This is a genomic window from Arthrobacter sp. ISL-28 (assembly GCF_018613875.1).
Classification (GTDB): domain Bacteria; phylum Actinomycetota; class Actinomycetes; order Actinomycetales; family Micrococcaceae; genus Arthrobacter.
Map to the genome: position 1 here is coordinate 47,134 of NZ_JAGGPJ010000001.1, position 14,214 is coordinate 61,347.

A 14,214-nucleotide genomic window follows, 5' to 3' on the forward strand; every position below is an offset into this window, starting at 1 on the left:
CACACCCTTCGTCAGGTGCAGCGTGGGTCCGCCAGCGCACTGATCCGCCACGCCCTTCGTCAGGTGCAGCCTCGGGTCCGCCACCGCCTTACTCAGGCGCAGCCGGGTCAGCTGCCGACGTACGCCGCGAGGTGTTCGCCGGTGAGGGTGGAGCGGGTGGCGACGAGGTCGGCGGGCGAGCCCTCAAAAACGATCCGGCCGCCATCGTGGCCAGCGCCGGGACCGAGGTCGATGATCCAGTCTGCGTGCGCCATGACCGCTTGGTGGTGCTCGATGACGATCACCGACTTGCCGGAATCGACGAGCCGGTCGAGCAAACCCAGCAACTGCTCCACGTCGGCGAGATGGAGGCCGGTGGTCGGCTCATCGAGGATGTAGACGTCGCCCTTCTCGGCCATCTGGCTGGCCAGCTTGAGTCGCTGCCGCTCGCCGCCGGACAGCGTGGTGAGCGGCTGGCCCAGGGTGAGGTAGCCGAGCCCGACGTCGGCCAGCCGGTCCAGGATCTTGTGGGCTGCTGGCGTGCGTGCTTCGCCCTCGCTGAAGAACTCCTCGGCCTCGGCCACCGGCATCGCGAGAACCTCGGCGATGTTCCGGCCGCCCAGCGTGTACTCCAGCACCGCCGCCTGGAAGCGCTTCCCCTCGCACTCCTCGCACGTGGATTCGACGGTGGCCATGACGCCCAGGTCGGTGTAGATGACGCCGGCGCCGTTGCAGGTGGGACAAGCCCCTTCGGAGTTGGAGCTGAAGAGCGCAGGCTTCACGCCGTTGGCTTTGGCGAACGCCTTGCGGATCGGTTCGAGCAGCCCGGTGTACGTTGCCGGATTACTCCGTCGGGAACCGCGGATCGCACCTTGGTCAATCACCACCACGCCGTCGCGTCCAGCCACCGAACCGTTGATCAGCGAGCTCTTGCCGGAGCCGGCGACACCCGTGAGCACACAGAGCACCCCGAGCGGTATGTCGACGTCCACATTCTGCAGGTTGTTCGTCGACGCGCCGCGGACCTCCAGAGCACCGGAGGATGAACGCACCGAGTCCTTCAGCCGCGCCCGGTCGTCGAGGTGGCGGCCGGTAATGGTGTCACTCGCCCGCAGCCCCTCCAGGTTGCCCTCAAAGCAGACGGTGCCACCTCCGGTGCCGGCGCCGGGACCGAGGTCGACGACGTGGTCGGCGATCGCGATGGTCTCCGGCTTGTGCTCCACGACGAGTACGGTGTTGCCCTTGTCACGGAGCTGCAGCAGCAGCCGGTTCATCCGCTCGATGTCGTGCGGGTGCAGGCCGATCGTGGGTTCGTCGAAAACGTAGGTGACGTCGGTGAGTGACGAACCGAGGTGGCGGATCATTTTGGTGCGCTGGGCCTCGCCGCCGGACAGGGTGCCGGACGGCCGGTCGAGCGAGAGGTATCCGAGGCCGATCTCCGCGAACGAGTCGAGGAGGTGCTGCAGCCCGGTCAGCAGCGGGGCCACCGAGGGCTCGTTCAGGTCACGGATCCAACCGGCCAGGTCACTGATCTGCATCGCGCAGACATCGGCGATGTTTTTGCCCTTGATCTTCGATGACAAGGCTTCCTGGCTGAGCCGTGTGCCGCCGCAGTCGGGGCAGGTCGTGAACGTTACGGCCCGCTCCACAAAGGCGCGGATGTGCGGCTGTAGCGAGTCGACGTCCTTCGAGAGGATCGACTTCTGGATCTTGGGGACCAGCCCCTCGTAGGTCAGGTTGATGCCCTCGACCTTGATCTTGGTCGGTTCCCGGTACAGGAGGTCGTGAAGCTCCTTCTTGGTGTACTTGCTGATCGGCTTGTCCATGTTGAAGTAGCCGGAGCCGCTGAAGATGCGGCCGTACCAGCCGTCCATGCTGTAGCCGGGGACGGTGAGCGCGCCCTCATTAAGCGACTTGCTGTCGTCGTACAGTGCCGTCAGATCGAAGTCGTTGATCGAGCCCATGCCCTCGCAGCGCGGGCACATGCCGCCGAGCCGGTTGAAGGTCGCCTTCTCGGCTTTGGTCTTGTCGCCGCGCTCGATAGTGATCGCGCCGGTGGCCTTCACTGTAGGGATATTGAAGGAGTAGGCGTTGGGCGAGCCGATGTGGGGGTTTCCCAGCCTGCTGAAGAGGATGCGCAGCATTGCATTGGCGTCGGTCGCCGTGCCGACGGTGGAGCGTGGGTTGGCTCCCATCCGCTCCTGGTCGACAATGATCGCCGTCGTCAGGCCCTCGAGGAGATCGACGTCGGGCCGCGACAGCGTCGGCATGAAGCCCTGCACGAAGGCGCTGTAGGTCTCGTTAATCATCCGTTGCGACTCCGCGGCGATCGTACCGAACACCAGCGAGCTCTTGCCCGAGCCGGAGACGCCAGTGAACACCGTCAGCCGGCGCTTCGGGATCTCGATGCTGACGTCCTTGAGGTTGTTCACGCGCGCGCCCTGGACGCGGATCAGATCATGGCCGTCGGCAACGTGCAGTGCTGGCGACTGCGTATCCGTCCTCGTCGTTATGGTCATTGTGTCTCCATCTGTTAGGCGGGGCATCTGTTAGGCGGGCCGCCAAGGCGGCGGACCAGCGGCCCGCGTCAGCGACCCGCGTTAAGGCTGGCGGTTTAGTGGAGCTGGTTGATGCGGATCATGTTGCCTGCCGGATCGCGGAAAGCGCAGTCGCGAATGCCGTACGTCTGGTCTGTCGGCTCCTGGACGACTTCGGCGCCACTTGCCTGTACCCGCTCGAAAGTGCCGTCGAGGTCCGAGGTGCCGAGCACGATGCGGGCGTAGCTGCCCTTGGCCATCAACTCGGCGATCGTACGGCGCTCGTCCTCGGTGAGGGCGGGGTCGGCGAACGGCGGCTCAAGGACGATCGACGTCTGCGGCTGATCCACCGGTCCTACGGTGATCCAGCGCATCCCGCCATATCCGACGTCGTTGCGGACCTCGAATCCCAGGGTGTCACGATAGAAGGCCAGAGAGGCGTCCGGGTCGTTGTGTGGGAGGAAAGTCCAGTGAATGGTGAGGTTCATGGCAGTCAGTCTAGGCGCGGCTCGTGACCGGCGCTTCTCGATTCCTGATCGGTCTGGTCACCTGTTTCACCACGCAGGATGGCATGCCCGCGGCGTCCGCACGAGCCAGGCGGCGATAGGTGCTCGGCGGCATACCGACCAGCTCGGTGAAGCGGCTGCTGAAGGTGCCCAACGACGAACAGCCGACCGCGAAGCAGACCTCGGTGACGCTGAGATCGCCGCGACGCAGTAGCGCCATCGCGCGCTCGATGCGCCGTGTCATGAGGTAGCCGTATGGCGGTTCGCCGAAGGCGAGCCGGAACTGGCGGCTGAGGTGTCCGGCCGACATGTTGACGCCTCGGGCGAGCGCTTCGACGTCCAGCGGCTGCGCGTACTCCCGGTCGATCCGGTCGCGAACGCGGCGCAGCCGCGCGAGATCGCTCAGGTGCTGCGCTTCGGCGGGTCTGCTGGTCACCTGCGCGATGGTGCCACGTCGCGCCGGAGTTGTCTAGCCCCCGTGCTAGGGCAGCCGTGACGGTCGAAGCAGGGTGGGGACGCCAGCGCTTTCGGGGTCCAGCGGCACGGGGCTGATCAGCACGGCCGGCCCGCGGTGCAGAATGCCGTCGGAGAGCGCCTGGCACCGCATTCCTCCCCGCCCGCGCATGGCCTTGTGTGCGCCCGGGGCAAGCATCTGGTCCATCCAGACACAAGGGTGGGCAGGCCGTCCGGCCCTGAGCCGCACCGGTTCTCCGCGTGACTCCAGCGCGAATTCCTGGCCAAGCAGCGGGGCGAGGTGGGCGCCCCTGAGGACCACGTTGCGCCGGGTGAGCAGCGGGTCAAGGGGCGGGACCCCCAGCTCAGCGGCCATCGCTTCGAGGGCCTCGACTGCGATCAGGGTGACGGCGGCATCCATGTGCGCGGCCTTGCCAAAGAACCGGTCACCGACGATGCCCTTTCCGGCCACCAGTTCGACGCGGTCGGCATCTGTGCTGCGGACGTCCGCTGCCCCCTCGCGGGCGCGGCCGAAATAGGCGTGTTCCGGCGACACGAGGAGATGCACGACCTCCACGTCATATCTGTAGCTTCCGGTCATGCCATAAAACTATCCTTCCTCACCGGGGTGGGAACACCTTTCAACTGCTGGGAGAGCCTTCCCAAGCGGACGACGGCGGGAGGTCCCGCCGTCGTCCGCTTCTGCAGATCAGTCGGTTCCCGGCTTCGCTACAGGTAACGGCAGGGCCTCCCACAGCGGTGCCGGGGCCAATAGCGTTGATGGCATGGACAACGAAGGGCAGGCCGTGGCCGTCGATGCAGACGAACAGGACCGATCGGACATCCTTGACAACTACCGGGCCCAGCTGCGCGCCATGCTGGACGGCGACACCGAGAGGCTGGGTGACCTGCTGACTGAGGACTTTACGCTGACGCACATGACGGGCCTCCTCCAGCCCAAGGAGGAGTGGCTGGCCCAGATGCAGGCCGGACAGTTTGACTACCACGATGCCCTGGAGAGGAACGTGTCCCTCCATGTTGACGGCGACACTGCCCGGCTGGTCGGGAGGATCGTCACAGATGCGACGGTCTACGGGGCGCGGGCGAACTGGCCACTGCAGCTCACGATGGACTTGATCCGTGTGAACGGGCGATGGCTCGCCTCGCGCTCGGTGGCCACTATGTGGTAATTCGGGGCCTCAGGCCAGATTTTCCTTCAGCAGGGCGCGGTGTTCGACGGCAGCCCTGCGGTGGAGTTCACGGCCGGCGTCGGTAAGTTCCAAAAACAATGAGCGCCGGTCATCTTCGCAGGAGTGCCGGGAGATGAGTCCGGCTCTTTCGAGCCTATCCACGACTTTGGACATGGCGCTCTGCGTCATGGGCGTGCGCTCACCCAGCTGCTTCATTCTGCAGGCTGCGTCTGCACTTTCGGCCACGAGGTCAAGGATTTCAAACTCGGTCAGGCCGATGCTGAACTTCAACTCCAGGGCACGGTCGATCATGCCGGCGGTGCGGAAGTACGTGCTCTGGATGCTGCGCCATTGCTCAACCAGCTGGCGGTCCTGCGTTGTTGCCATGCAGAGATTCTAGTTCAGGAAATATTAAAAGTCCACGTCATAATATTCCTTGTCATTCAATGACGTGTCATATAAGTTGATGCCATGACTGCAACTTCAGCCCTTGAAAGAACTGCCGGAGAACTGCTCGGCCCTGTCCGTTGGACCCGTGCGCAGTGGATGCTGCTGCTGGTCCTGTGCACCGTTCTGGCGCTGGACGCGCTCGACGTCTCCATGGTCGGCGTGGCGCTGCCCTCTATCGGCAACGAACTCAACCTTGGAACCGAGTCCCTCCAATGGATCGTCTCTGCCTACGTGCTCGGCTACGGAAGTCTGCTCCTGCTGGGTGGCCGGATGGCGGACCTCCTCGGCAGGCGCCGCATCTTCCTTATTGCGCTCAGCGTCTTCGCCGCTGCTTCCCTGATCGGCGGTTTGGTCGATGACCCCGCCCTGCTGATCGCCACCCGTTTCGTTAAAGGACTGGCCGCGGCATTTACGGCTCCTGCCGGATTTTCCATCATCACCACTTCGTTCCCGGAAGGGCGCGAACGAAACCGCGCTGTTTCCATCTTCACAACCTTCGGCGCAAGCGGCTTCTCACTCGGTCTGGTCGTCGGAGGACTCATGACTGCCATGAGCTGGCGCTGGACCTTCCTTGTCTCGGTACCGATAGCGGTCGCCGTCGTCATTCTTGGCCTGAAGTACATCCCCCGGGACAACGCCGCCGACCGGGATAAGGACGGCGGGCACGACGTCTGGGGAGCCGTCACACTCGCCGCCGGCATGCTGGGACTGGTCTATACGCTGGTTTCGGCCCCCGGGAACGGCTGGGGTTCTGTGGCAACTATCGCCGGGTTCCTGGCCTCCGCAGCGGTGCTGGCGGCGTTTGCCGTGATCGAAAACCGCGTTCGGCACCCGCTGATCCGGTTCAGCATCCTCAGGGAAGGCTGGGTTGCCCGGGCCAACCTCAGCGCCGTCGGGCTGTTCGGTTCGTATCTGAGCTTCCAGTTCATCCTCACGCTCTACCTGCAGTCCGTGCTGGGATGGAGCCCCCTGGGCATGGCGTTGGCGCTTCTTCCCACCGGCCTCCTGGTGGCTTCGAGCGCACCCTTCGGGGACCGTCTCATCGACCGGTTCGGCGCCCCGCGGCTCATCCTGACCGGCCTGGCGGCGTTGACGCTCGGCTATGTGCTGTTCCTTCGCGTGGGCACAGCGCCCAACTATATGACGGATATCTTGCCGTCCGTTCTGCTGCTGGGCGTTGGCTTCGCCCTGGCATTTCCGTCCATTAACGTGCAGGCAACAGCGGGCATCCAAAATTCCGAACAGGGCTTGGCTGCCGGCCTGATCCAGACGAGCACGCAGGTGGGTGCCGCCTTGGTGCTTGCCGTCACCACGGCGATCGTCAGCGGTCACGGCAGCCCGTCCGAGGCGGGCGGTGCCGTAGATGCGGCGGCAATGCTGGAACAGTACCGCCCCGGCCTGATCCTGAGCGCAGCCGTCGCCCTTGCCGCGTTGCTCATAGCAGTGCCGCGGTCCCGCCGGACGCCGACGATCCAGGTGATGGCCAAGGTTTAGACGGGCACAGCCAGGGCTGGCTGCCTTCCGGATGGTTAACAGCGTTTCCAGTTGGATAAAAGTCAGTTGGGTTAAATAAGTCAGGGGTTTGGGATCCGCAAAACGGTTCCCAATCCCTGACTTGCTTGTTGATGGGTTATCTGACGGCTGTCAGTTCGGCCCTTTCCAGGACCTCCGGGTTGGCGATCATGATCACCCAGAGTGTCAGTTTCAGAAGTTGGCTGCACAGAATGTCAGAACTCCTCTGCGCATTCGTCATTCACGGTTCTGATTGGCAGCGTCTCCGAGGCCCGTGGGCAACATCCTCCAAGACCCCGCAGGGGGTCCCCGCATGCCCGCGCTTCAGGCGGTCAGCTCAGCGTTGGCGAAAAGCTGGTCGATGAGGCCGCCTAGTTCATTCCAGTGGGCGCCGGATCGCTTGGCCGCCTCTTCGGCGTCCCCGGATGCGAGGATTTCAATGAGTTCGCGGTGGTGGCCTCCCGTGTTCTGCGCTCCGTAGAGAGTGGAGAACTTCCTGTAGAGGATGCGGTGGATTTGGGGGTGGAGTTGGTCCATGACGCGCGCGATGAGTGGATTTTGGGCCGCCGTGACGGGGACGCTGTGGAAGCGTTCGTCTGCCTCCAGCGCCGCCTGGACGTCATTGCGGGCCACTGCGGCCTCGAATTCCGTGTTGAGATCGCGCATGAGGTTGAGGTCGCCCTTTGTGAGGTTGGGTGTCCCCGTCCGGACGGCCAGTTCGTCGAGCGCCTTGAGGACAGCCAGGGTGCGGGCTACTTCGTCCTTGTCCAGGGTGGCGATCCGCGTGTAGACCCCGGGTTTGGCTTCGACCAGGCCCATGTCCGCAAGGCGCGCGAGTGCCTCGCGGACCGGAGTCCGGCTGAGCCCCATGCGCTCGGCCAGCTCCGAATCCTTGACCCGTTCCCCGGGCGCGAGATCGCCGGTCACGATGGCAGCCCGAATCCTGTCGTATGCCTCGCCGCTCATCAGGCGGCGGTCAACTCGATCAATAGGCGACATATGTACACGATACATTGGATACTGCGTTCACATTCGAAGGACGGCCGAGCCGGTTTCCGGCCCCGGTCCCTGCAGGGGGAAGCCGGACTGCCGCAGTGCGGCATCAGCCAATACGCCAGTGGGATCGATGAGGGGAATTCTCAACATCTCCTGCGATAGGGCTAAAGGTATCTCGGTGCAGCCAGCGATGACTGCCTGCGCGCCTTGGGTCTGCAGCCGGGCCGCTGCCCCGGCCAGACGCCTGCCGACCTCCGATGAGGCGTTGCCACCCTTGATCTTCAGGATCCCCTCCATGACCTTCTCCTGGACGGTGGAATCCGGGACAAGAACTTGGAGGCCTCGCGCATCTGCGAATCCCTGGTAGAGGCCCATGCGGCATGTGCCCGTTGTCGCCAGGAGGCCCACTTTGCGGATGCCGGCTGCGAAGAGGAGCTCTACTGTCTCCTCGATCATGTGCAGGATCGGCACGTTGGTCTTGGCCTGGAGGGCCGGGACGAAGGCGTGCGCTGTGTTGCAGGGGACGGCGATGAGGGTGGCGCCTGCATCTTCCAGATGCCTGACTCCGCGCAGCATCCATGGAGTCGGATCCTCTCCCAGGCCCAGAATAGCCTGGGTTCGGTCGGGGATGGTGGGGTCGGACCAGATGACCGTGCAGGGGTGATCCTGGTCCCGTCGGGCCTGGGTTCGGCCGACCAGCTTGGTGTAGAAGTCCGCCGTGGCGGCTGGGCCCATCCCGCCGAGGATGCCGATGACCTGCTCTTGTGGATGCATCATCTTCCTTTCCCTGCCTCAGCCAATGCCTGCAACGTTCTGGTCGAGAGCGCGCGGCGGGCTGGCCAGCGACGACGGGCTCAGAAGCGCTGTGAGCTGTTGGGCGTCGAGGAGCTTTCTTTCAAGGACCAGCGAGGTAATGGTGCGCCCCGTTACCAGGGCTTCTTTGGCGATGGCAGTTGCGGCTTCGTACCCGATGTACGGGTTGAGGACGGTGACTGTTCCGATGCTGTTCTCGACCTGCGAACGGAGGAAGTCTTCATTGGCGGTGATGCCATCGATGCAAAGCTCGGCGAGGGTCTTCGCACCAGCTGCGAGCCGTCGGCAGCTCTTGAGGATGGAATATCCGATGACGGGTTCGAATGCGTTGAGCTGGAGCTGTCCGGCTTCGGCTGCCATGGTGACCGTGAGGTCGTTGCCGATGACTTCGAAGGCGATTTGGTTCACGAGTTCGGGAATGACCGGGTTCACCTTGCCGGGCATGATGCTGGATCCGGCCTGGCGCGGGGGCAGGTTCATCTCGGAAAATCCGGCCCTGGGCCCTGATGAGAGCAGGCGCAGGTCGTTGCAGACCTTGGAGAGCTTGACCGCGATCCGTTTCAGGACCCCGGAGAACTGAACGAAGGAGCCGCAGTCCTGCGTGGCCTCGACCAGGTTGGGGGCCGTCTGCAGGGGGAGGCCGGTGATCTGGCGGAGATGCATGCATGCGGCCTCGGCATAACCCGGAGACGCAGTGATGCCGGTGCCAATGGCGGTGGCCCCGAGGTTGATCTCGTGTAGGAGCGCCATGGCGTCCCGGAGCCGTTGCTGGTCTTCCTCCACCATGACGGCGTAGGTGGAGAACTCCTGTCCCAGCGTCATCGGGACGGCGTCCTGCAATTGCGTGCGGCCCATCTTTACCACTGGGGCGAACTCCGCGGCCTTGCGCTCGAAGGACGTGCGGAGGGTGTCCATCTCGATCAGCAGCGTCTGCGCCGCCAGGATTGTCGCAATGCGAAGGGCCGTGGGATAGACGTCGTTGGTGCTATGCCCGCGGTTAACGTGTTCAAGCGGGGACAAGACTTGATAGTCGCCTCGGGCGTGGCCGAGGATCTCCAACGCCCGGTTTGCGATGACCTCGTTGGCGTTCATGTTCGTTGAAGTCCCTGCCCCGCCTTGGATGGGATCGAGGATGAACTGCCCGTGCAGCGCACCCTCGCGGATCTCCTCACACGCCTGGACGATGGCGCCACTGAGTGTCGGGTTCAGGACCTTCAAGTCTGAGTTTGCGAGGGTGGCGGCCTGCTTGACGCTGGCCAGAGCCGAGATCAGCTCCGGGAACTGCGAAATCGAGGTGTCTGTGACTCGGAAGTTCTGCTGCGCTCTGGCCGTATGTACTCCGTAGTAGGCCTCAGCCGGTACAGCAAGGCTGCCAAGCAGGTCCTTCTCATTGCGTGTCTCCATGGACGTTGATGCTCCTGTCTTTCTGATGAGTGGTTCGGTCAATCGCTGCTGAGTTGACAGTGTCGCCGGCCACACTAAGATTGTCGGTGTTCCACATGCAATACGCAATATACTGGAGGCAGGATAATGGAGAACAATCGGAGGCATCAATGAAGCTCCCTTCTGAGAACATCGCGGACACTGGCGCACCCGCGGCGGCGCCGGAGACGACAACTGCCGGTGGCACGAGCCAGACGGTCGACGCCGCTGACGCCGGCTATTCACGATCGCTAAAGGCGCGGCACGTGCGCATGATCGCTATCGGCGGGTCGATCGGCACGGGGCTCTTCCTCGGCGCCGGCGGCCGCCTCGGGATCGGCGGCCCGTCCCTGGCCATCGTGTACGCCGTGTGCGGCCTGTTCACCTTCTTCATGATGCGCGCCCTCGGCGAGATGGCCGTGTACCGGCCTTCCTCGGGCGCTTTCGTCTCCTACGCCCGCGAATTCATCGGCGAAAAGGCCGCCTACTTCACCGGCTGGCTGTTCTTCATCGACTGGTGCTGCACCATCATGGCCGAGACGACCGCCATAGCCCTGTACCTGCACTTCTGGACGTTGTTCCAGAGCGTCCCGCAGTGGCTGCTCGCCCTTATCACGCTCGCCCTGGTCCTCGTGCTCAACCTGCTTGCCGTGAAGTTCTTCGGCGAGGCCGAGTTCTGGTTCGCGATGATCAAGATCGCCGCCATCGTCAGTTTCATGGTCGTTGCCGTGGTGGTCATTCTCACCGGCAACCAGGTCGCCGGGCACACCCCGGGGCCCGCCCTGATCACCGACCACGGCGGCCTGTTCCCCAACGGCTGGCTGCCGGCCATCACGCTCACCCTCGGCGTCGTCTTCGCCTTCGGCGGAACCGAAATGGTCGGGGTCGCAGCAGGCGAGGCCAAAGACGCACACAAGATCATCCCCAAGGCAGTGAACTCCACCTTCTGGCGGATCGCCCTGTTCTACGTCGGCTCAGTGATCCTCCTGACCCTGGTCATGCCATGGACCGCCTACAGCGGCACGGAGTCCCCCTTCGTCACTTTCTTCTCCGCGCTCGGCATCCCCAACATGGGCGCCATCATGAACCTGGTCGTCATCACGGCCGCCGTTTCCTCGATGAACGGCGGGCTCTATGCCACCGGACGCACGCTCCGCTCGATGGGCATGGCCGGCAGCGGCCCTAAGATCGCGACCCGGCTGAACCGGCACAACGTTCCGTTCGCCGGTGTCCTCTTCACCGCCGGCCTGGGTATCATCGGCATCCTGATCAACTACGTCTGGCCCTCACAGGCCTTCGACATCGTCATGAACCTGGCAGCCATCGGCATCGCCGGCACCTGGATCTCGATCATGGTCAGCCACTGGATGTTCGTCCGGCGCGCCAAGCAGGGACTGGTGCAGCGCCCTGCCTATCGCCTCCGGGGGGCCCCGTACGTCAACTTCGTTACCGTGGCCTTCCTCGTCGCCGTCGTCGGTGGAATGTGGTTTGCCGATGGAATCGGTCGGCCGACTATACTGCTTTTCCTTGGCATCTGCGTCCTGCTCACCCTCAACTGGTTCCGCGTCCGCAGCCGCATCCGGAAGACCGTCGGCGATCCGTACGAGGCCGGACTCTAAGCCCGCCACAAGCCCCCGCCTTAACAACGAGTCATGCTCGGGGCCGGAGAATCCGGCCCCGGACACGCAAGGAGAACCTTGAGCACCACTCCCAAAATCCAGTTCATCTACACCGGCGGGACCATCGGAATGATCGCCGGACCGAACGGTTTTGACTGCGGCGGAAACGTAGAAGCCGAAGTGGCAGCGACCCTCAACCGCAATGGCAGGCATTCCGAGTTCGGTTTCGCCGACTTCGAGCCGGTCGACTCGTCCAACATCACCCCGGCGCACTGGCAACAAATCATCGACCACCTCCAAGCCCGCCGGGACGAGTTCGACGGCTTCGTCGTTCTGCACGGCACCAACACCCTCGCGCACTCGGCAGCGGCCGTCAGTTACGCCCTCGAGGGATTCGGCAAACCCGTAGTGTTCACCGGATCCCAGATCCCCTTCGGAATCCCGGGCACTGACGCGCCTGGCAACGTCCGGGGCGCGTTCGACGTCGCCAGCTCCGGCCTCGCCACCGGGGTGACCTTATTCTTCGACGGGGACCTGATGTCAGGAGTGCGTGCAAGCAAGGTCTCCACCATCGATAGGCACGGCTTCATCAGCCCACACGTCCGGGCCGTTACCCCGGACGCCGTGCGGGAAGAACCGTTTAGAACGAACGCCCGGGGCTGGGGCAGCCCCCGACCCTACAGCCGGCATGATGTCGCAGTCATTACTGCCGCCCCCGGCATGAGTGCTGAACGGTTTCGTGCAATGACCACCCCCGCACCGGACGCAGTGATCTACCGCGCGTATGGGGCCGGTGAGGGCCCAGGCGACGAGCCCGGACTCGAAGGAGCCATCCGGAACCTGACCGAGAACGGCACACCGGTGGTGGTCATGAGCCAATGCGTCCAAGCCAGAATCGATCTTGCCAAGTACGCCGCAGCGGGATTCCTCAACAGGGCAGGAGCCCTGGGCGCCGCGGACATGACCCTGGAGGCCCTCTACACCAAGATCCTGTTCCTCCTCAGCCAGGACATCGACCGGGCAGACCTCGGAAAATGGATCCTCACCGACCTTGCGGGCGAAATCACCCCCACCGCCCCGCACGAACCTGAGGGACAGCTGATATCCGCCGGTAACGCCGCAGCCCAATAAGAGAAAGCCAAATCCTGCCGCCCGGGTCCACAGACCCGGACTGCGGGGGGCAGGGGGAATCATGGTCAGATAGAAGATTGCCGGCTGGGTCCCGTCCGTTAATAGTCGGACACCGCATTGCTGTTCCCTTGATCGAGCGTCGCACCCTCTTCATCATGCTGCCGCGGTAGTCCCGCACGGTCAACCTGTCCGCGAGGTGGCCTTACTTGCGACATCGTTTGCGTCTCGGAACCCTTGGCATATGAGACGTCTCCTTGGACCAGCCGGCGGCTCTGGCGGCCCTGGGCGGCGAGGAAACCATCAATCACCATGACAAACTCATCCGCGTCTGCGAAGAAGGCAACGCCGAAGCAGCCGCCATCATGTCAGGCGAACATTGGTCCCACCCCGCAGGCCTCATTACCGGCCTCTTCGATTCCAACGAGCTCTCTCGTTAACTTGCCCCTGCATAGCTAGCTCGCTGCTGAAACTTAGCTCATGCGGAACCTATCTCAGACGGGCGACCTTCTCACCGAGCCGCTGTTTCACCCTCACAAGTCAGCCGGATACGGTCCAGTCCGAGCGCCTCCACCCAGAGACACCCTCCATTTAGTGTCGCCCTTCGACCCATTGACACCCCTCCATGCCAGGCATATCCTACAACCAAATGGTTGTAGATCAGCTGGGCGATGCCGAACTTGACCGCCTCTTCCAGGCGTTCGCAGATTCCACGCGGCGGGACATCATGCGCCGCGTGGCGTTGGGGGAGTACTCGGTTTCCGGCCTCGCGGCCCTCTATGCCATGAGTTTTGCCGCCGTTCAGAAGCACGTGGCGGTGTTGGAGCGCGCGTCCCTAGTCACCAAGGAGAAGCGCGGAAGGGAGCAGATCGTGCGGGGCAATCATGAAGGCCTGGAGAAAGCCCGGCGGCTGCTCGATGAGTACGAGGCGATCTGGCGGCAGCGCGTCGCCCAGATCGCAGACATCCTCGCTGAAGAATAGGAAAGGTCCGGCAATGACGGTTATCAGTTCCACCAAGAGCACCGAGACGCTCAGCTTCACTCTCGTGGCCGAGTTTGATGCCGACGTCAAGCGCGTCTGGCAGATCTGGGAGGATCCGCGGCAGCTGGAGCGCTGGTGGGGTCCGCCCACCTGGCCAGCCACATTCACGAAGCATGAATTTACCCCCGGGGGAGAGGCCAGCTACTACATGACCGGCCCTGAGGGCGAGAAGGCCGGCGGCTGGTGGCGCATCACCAGCATCGACGCCCCGAACCGTCTCGAGTTTGACGACGGTTTCGTCGACGATAACGGCGCACCGGTCGCCGCGATGGGCACGACACACGCCACCGTCGAGCTCGAGGACATCGGCGGCCGGACCCGGATGACGGTCAGGTCCATGTTCGAGTCCGAAGAGCAGATGAACAAGATGCTAGAGATGGGCATGGAGGACGGCATGAAGGAGGCGGCGGGCCAGATCGACGCCCTGCTCGCCTAGCCATCCCACGCCTGACCACTCCACCCCAGCCACCAACCCACTACAGACGCAACTCCACTGCAGACACGACTCCACCAAAGTTAAAGGCCAGCGGACGACGGCGGAACCTCCCGCCGTCGTCCGCTGGCCTT

The 14,214-nt window shown here is 63.9% G+C and carries 15 protein-coding genes; 7 read left to right on the plus strand and 8 right to left on the minus strand.

The genetic code is table 11. The features are described from left to right. Window positions 1-107: 107 nt before the first annotated feature. The 4 genes from J7E80_RS00195 to J7E80_RS00210 all read right to left on the minus strand — a co-directional run bounded on the left by J7E80_RS00195 (window position 108) and on the right by J7E80_RS00210 (window position 4,076). Entirely contained in the window at window positions 108-2,498 is a 2,391-nt protein-coding gene (locus J7E80_RS00195) for an excinuclease ABC subunit UvrA (protein WP_215049468.1), read from the minus strand. A gap of 95 nt (window positions 2,499-2,593) precedes the next feature. Continuing rightward, the gene (locus J7E80_RS00200) at window positions 2,594-3,004 is read right to left on the minus strand and encodes a VOC family protein (protein WP_215049469.1); all 411 of its coding nucleotides are present in this window, start codon (window positions 3,002-3,004) and stop codon (window positions 2,594-2,596) included. A gap of 10 nt (window positions 3,005-3,014) precedes the next feature. Then, complete coding sequence (locus J7E80_RS00205) at window positions 3,015-3,458, minus strand: helix-turn-helix transcriptional regulator (RefSeq protein WP_215049470.1); 444 nt, start codon at window positions 3,456-3,458, stop codon at window positions 3,015-3,017. Between the two features lie 45 nt (window positions 3,459-3,503). Further along, window positions 3,504-4,076 carry an MOSC domain-containing protein gene (locus J7E80_RS00210; RefSeq protein ID WP_215049471.1) on the minus strand — a complete coding sequence of 191 codons (573 nt, stop codon included), beginning with the start codon at window positions 4,074-4,076 and terminating at the stop codon, window positions 3,504-3,506. 184 nt (window positions 4,077-4,260) lie between these two features. On the opposite strand from J7E80_RS00210, the gene J7E80_RS00215 reads away from it, so the two are divergent. Further along, the gene (locus J7E80_RS00215) at window positions 4,261-4,665 is read left to right on the plus strand and encodes a nuclear transport factor 2 family protein (RefSeq protein ID WP_215049472.1); all 405 of its coding nucleotides are present in this window, start codon (window positions 4,261-4,263) and stop codon (window positions 4,663-4,665) included. Window positions 4,666-4,674: 9 nt separating this feature from the next. Here J7E80_RS00215 and J7E80_RS00220 read toward each other — a convergent pair whose 3' ends face one another. Beyond that, window positions 4,675-5,052 (minus strand): MarR family winged helix-turn-helix transcriptional regulator, encoded by a 378-nt coding sequence (locus J7E80_RS00220; protein ID WP_215049473.1) that lies wholly within the window; start codon window positions 5,050-5,052, stop codon window positions 4,675-4,677. 84 nt (window positions 5,053-5,136) lie between these two features. Between J7E80_RS00220 and J7E80_RS00225 the strand changes: the two genes are divergently transcribed. After that, window positions 5,137-6,609, plus strand: a complete 1,473-nt coding sequence (locus J7E80_RS00225; RefSeq protein ID WP_215049474.1) for an MFS transporter — start codon at window positions 5,137-5,139, stop codon at window positions 6,607-6,609. 342 nt (window positions 6,610-6,951) lie between these two features. Here the strand turns inward: J7E80_RS00225 and J7E80_RS00230 are convergent, their stop codons facing one another. Genes J7E80_RS00230 through J7E80_RS00240 form a run of 3 tightly spaced genes read right to left on the minus strand, consistent with a single transcriptional unit; the run spans window position 6,952 to window position 9,840 of the window. Next, on the minus strand, window positions 6,952-7,626 hold the full coding sequence (locus J7E80_RS00230; protein WP_215049475.1) for a GntR family transcriptional regulator: 675 nt from the start codon (window positions 7,624-7,626) through the stop codon (window positions 6,952-6,954). A gap of 27 nt (window positions 7,627-7,653) precedes the next feature. After that, window positions 7,654-8,400: an aspartate/glutamate racemase family protein gene (locus J7E80_RS00235; RefSeq protein ID WP_215049476.1), complete on the minus strand. Its 747-nt coding sequence runs from the start codon at window positions 8,398-8,400 to the stop codon at window positions 7,654-7,656. 15 nt (window positions 8,401-8,415) lie between these two features. Continuing rightward, window positions 8,416-9,840 carry an aspartate ammonia-lyase gene (locus J7E80_RS00240; RefSeq protein WP_215049477.1) on the minus strand — a complete coding sequence of 475 codons (1,425 nt, stop codon included), beginning with the start codon at window positions 9,838-9,840 and terminating at the stop codon, window positions 8,416-8,418. 149 nt (window positions 9,841-9,989) lie between these two features. Between J7E80_RS00240 and J7E80_RS00245 the strand changes: the two genes are divergently transcribed. The 5 genes from J7E80_RS00245 to J7E80_RS00265 all read left to right on the plus strand — a co-directional run bounded on the left by J7E80_RS00245 (window position 9,990) and on the right by J7E80_RS00265 (window position 14,083). Beyond that, window positions 9,990-11,477: an amino acid permease gene (locus tag J7E80_RS00245; RefSeq protein ID WP_215049478.1), complete on the plus strand. Its 1,488-nt coding sequence runs from the start codon at window positions 9,990-9,992 to the stop codon at window positions 11,475-11,477. A 78-nt stretch (window positions 11,478-11,555) separates the two neighbouring features. Beyond that, a complete protein-coding gene (locus J7E80_RS00250; RefSeq protein ID WP_215049479.1) occupies window positions 11,556-12,608 on the plus strand; it encodes an asparaginase in 1,053 nt (350 codons plus the stop codon). A gap of 254 nt (window positions 12,609-12,862) precedes the next feature. Further along, a complete protein-coding gene (locus tag J7E80_RS00255; RefSeq protein WP_215049480.1) occupies window positions 12,863-13,045 on the plus strand; it encodes a hypothetical protein in 183 nt (60 codons plus the stop codon). A 209-nt stretch (window positions 13,046-13,254) separates the two neighbouring features. Further along, window positions 13,255-13,587, plus strand: a complete 333-nt coding sequence (locus tag J7E80_RS00260) for a metalloregulator ArsR/SmtB family transcription factor (protein WP_215049481.1) — start codon at window positions 13,255-13,257, stop codon at window positions 13,585-13,587. Between the two features lie 13 nt (window positions 13,588-13,600). After that, window positions 13,601-14,083 carry an SRPBCC domain-containing protein gene (locus J7E80_RS00265; RefSeq protein WP_215049482.1) on the plus strand — a complete coding sequence of 161 codons (483 nt, stop codon included), beginning with the start codon at window positions 13,601-13,603 and terminating at the stop codon, window positions 14,081-14,083. The last annotated feature ends 131 nt before the right edge of the window (window positions 14,084-14,214 follow it).

What these genes read in the sequence shown, in the direction of transcription:
- J7E80_RS00200 (WP_215049469.1), bottom strand. Translation starts at nt 3,004, where the DNA reads ATGAACCTCACCATTCACTGGACTTTCCTCCCACACAACGACCCGGAC.
- J7E80_RS00265 (WP_215049482.1), top strand. Translation starts at nt 13,601, where the DNA reads ATGACGGTTATCAGTTCCACCAAGAGCACCGAGACGCTCAGCTTCACT.
- J7E80_RS00210 (WP_215049471.1), bottom strand. Translation starts at nt 4,076, where the DNA reads ATGACCGGAAGCTACAGATATGACGTGGAGGTCGTGCATCTCCTCGTG.
- J7E80_RS00225 (WP_215049474.1), top strand. Translation starts at nt 5,137, where the DNA reads ATGACTGCAACTTCAGCCCTTGAAAGAACTGCCGGAGAACTGCTCGGC.
- J7E80_RS00230 (WP_215049475.1), bottom strand. Translation starts at nt 7,626, where the DNA reads ATGTCGCCTATTGATCGAGTTGACCGCCGCCTGATGAGCGGCGAGGCA.
- J7E80_RS00260 (WP_215049481.1), top strand. Translation starts at nt 13,255, where the DNA reads ATGGTTGTAGATCAGCTGGGCGATGCCGAACTTGACCGCCTCTTCCAG.
- J7E80_RS00195 (WP_215049468.1), bottom strand. Translation starts at nt 2,498, where the DNA reads ATGACCATAACGACGAGGACGGATACGCAGTCGCCAGCACTGCACGTT.
- J7E80_RS00220 (WP_215049473.1), bottom strand. Translation starts at nt 5,052, where the DNA reads ATGGCAACAACGCAGGACCGCCAGCTGGTTGAGCAATGGCGCAGCATC.
- J7E80_RS00235 (WP_215049476.1), bottom strand. Translation starts at nt 8,400, where the DNA reads ATGATGCATCCACAAGAGCAGGTCATCGGCATCCTCGGCGGGATGGGC.
- J7E80_RS00245 (WP_215049478.1), top strand. Translation starts at nt 9,990, where the DNA reads ATGAAGCTCCCTTCTGAGAACATCGCGGACACTGGCGCACCCGCGGCG.
- J7E80_RS00240 (WP_215049477.1), bottom strand. Translation starts at nt 9,840, where the DNA reads ATGGAGACACGCAATGAGAAGGACCTGCTTGGCAGCCTTGCTGTACCG.
- J7E80_RS00215 (WP_215049472.1), top strand. Translation starts at nt 4,261, where the DNA reads ATGGACAACGAAGGGCAGGCCGTGGCCGTCGATGCAGACGAACAGGAC.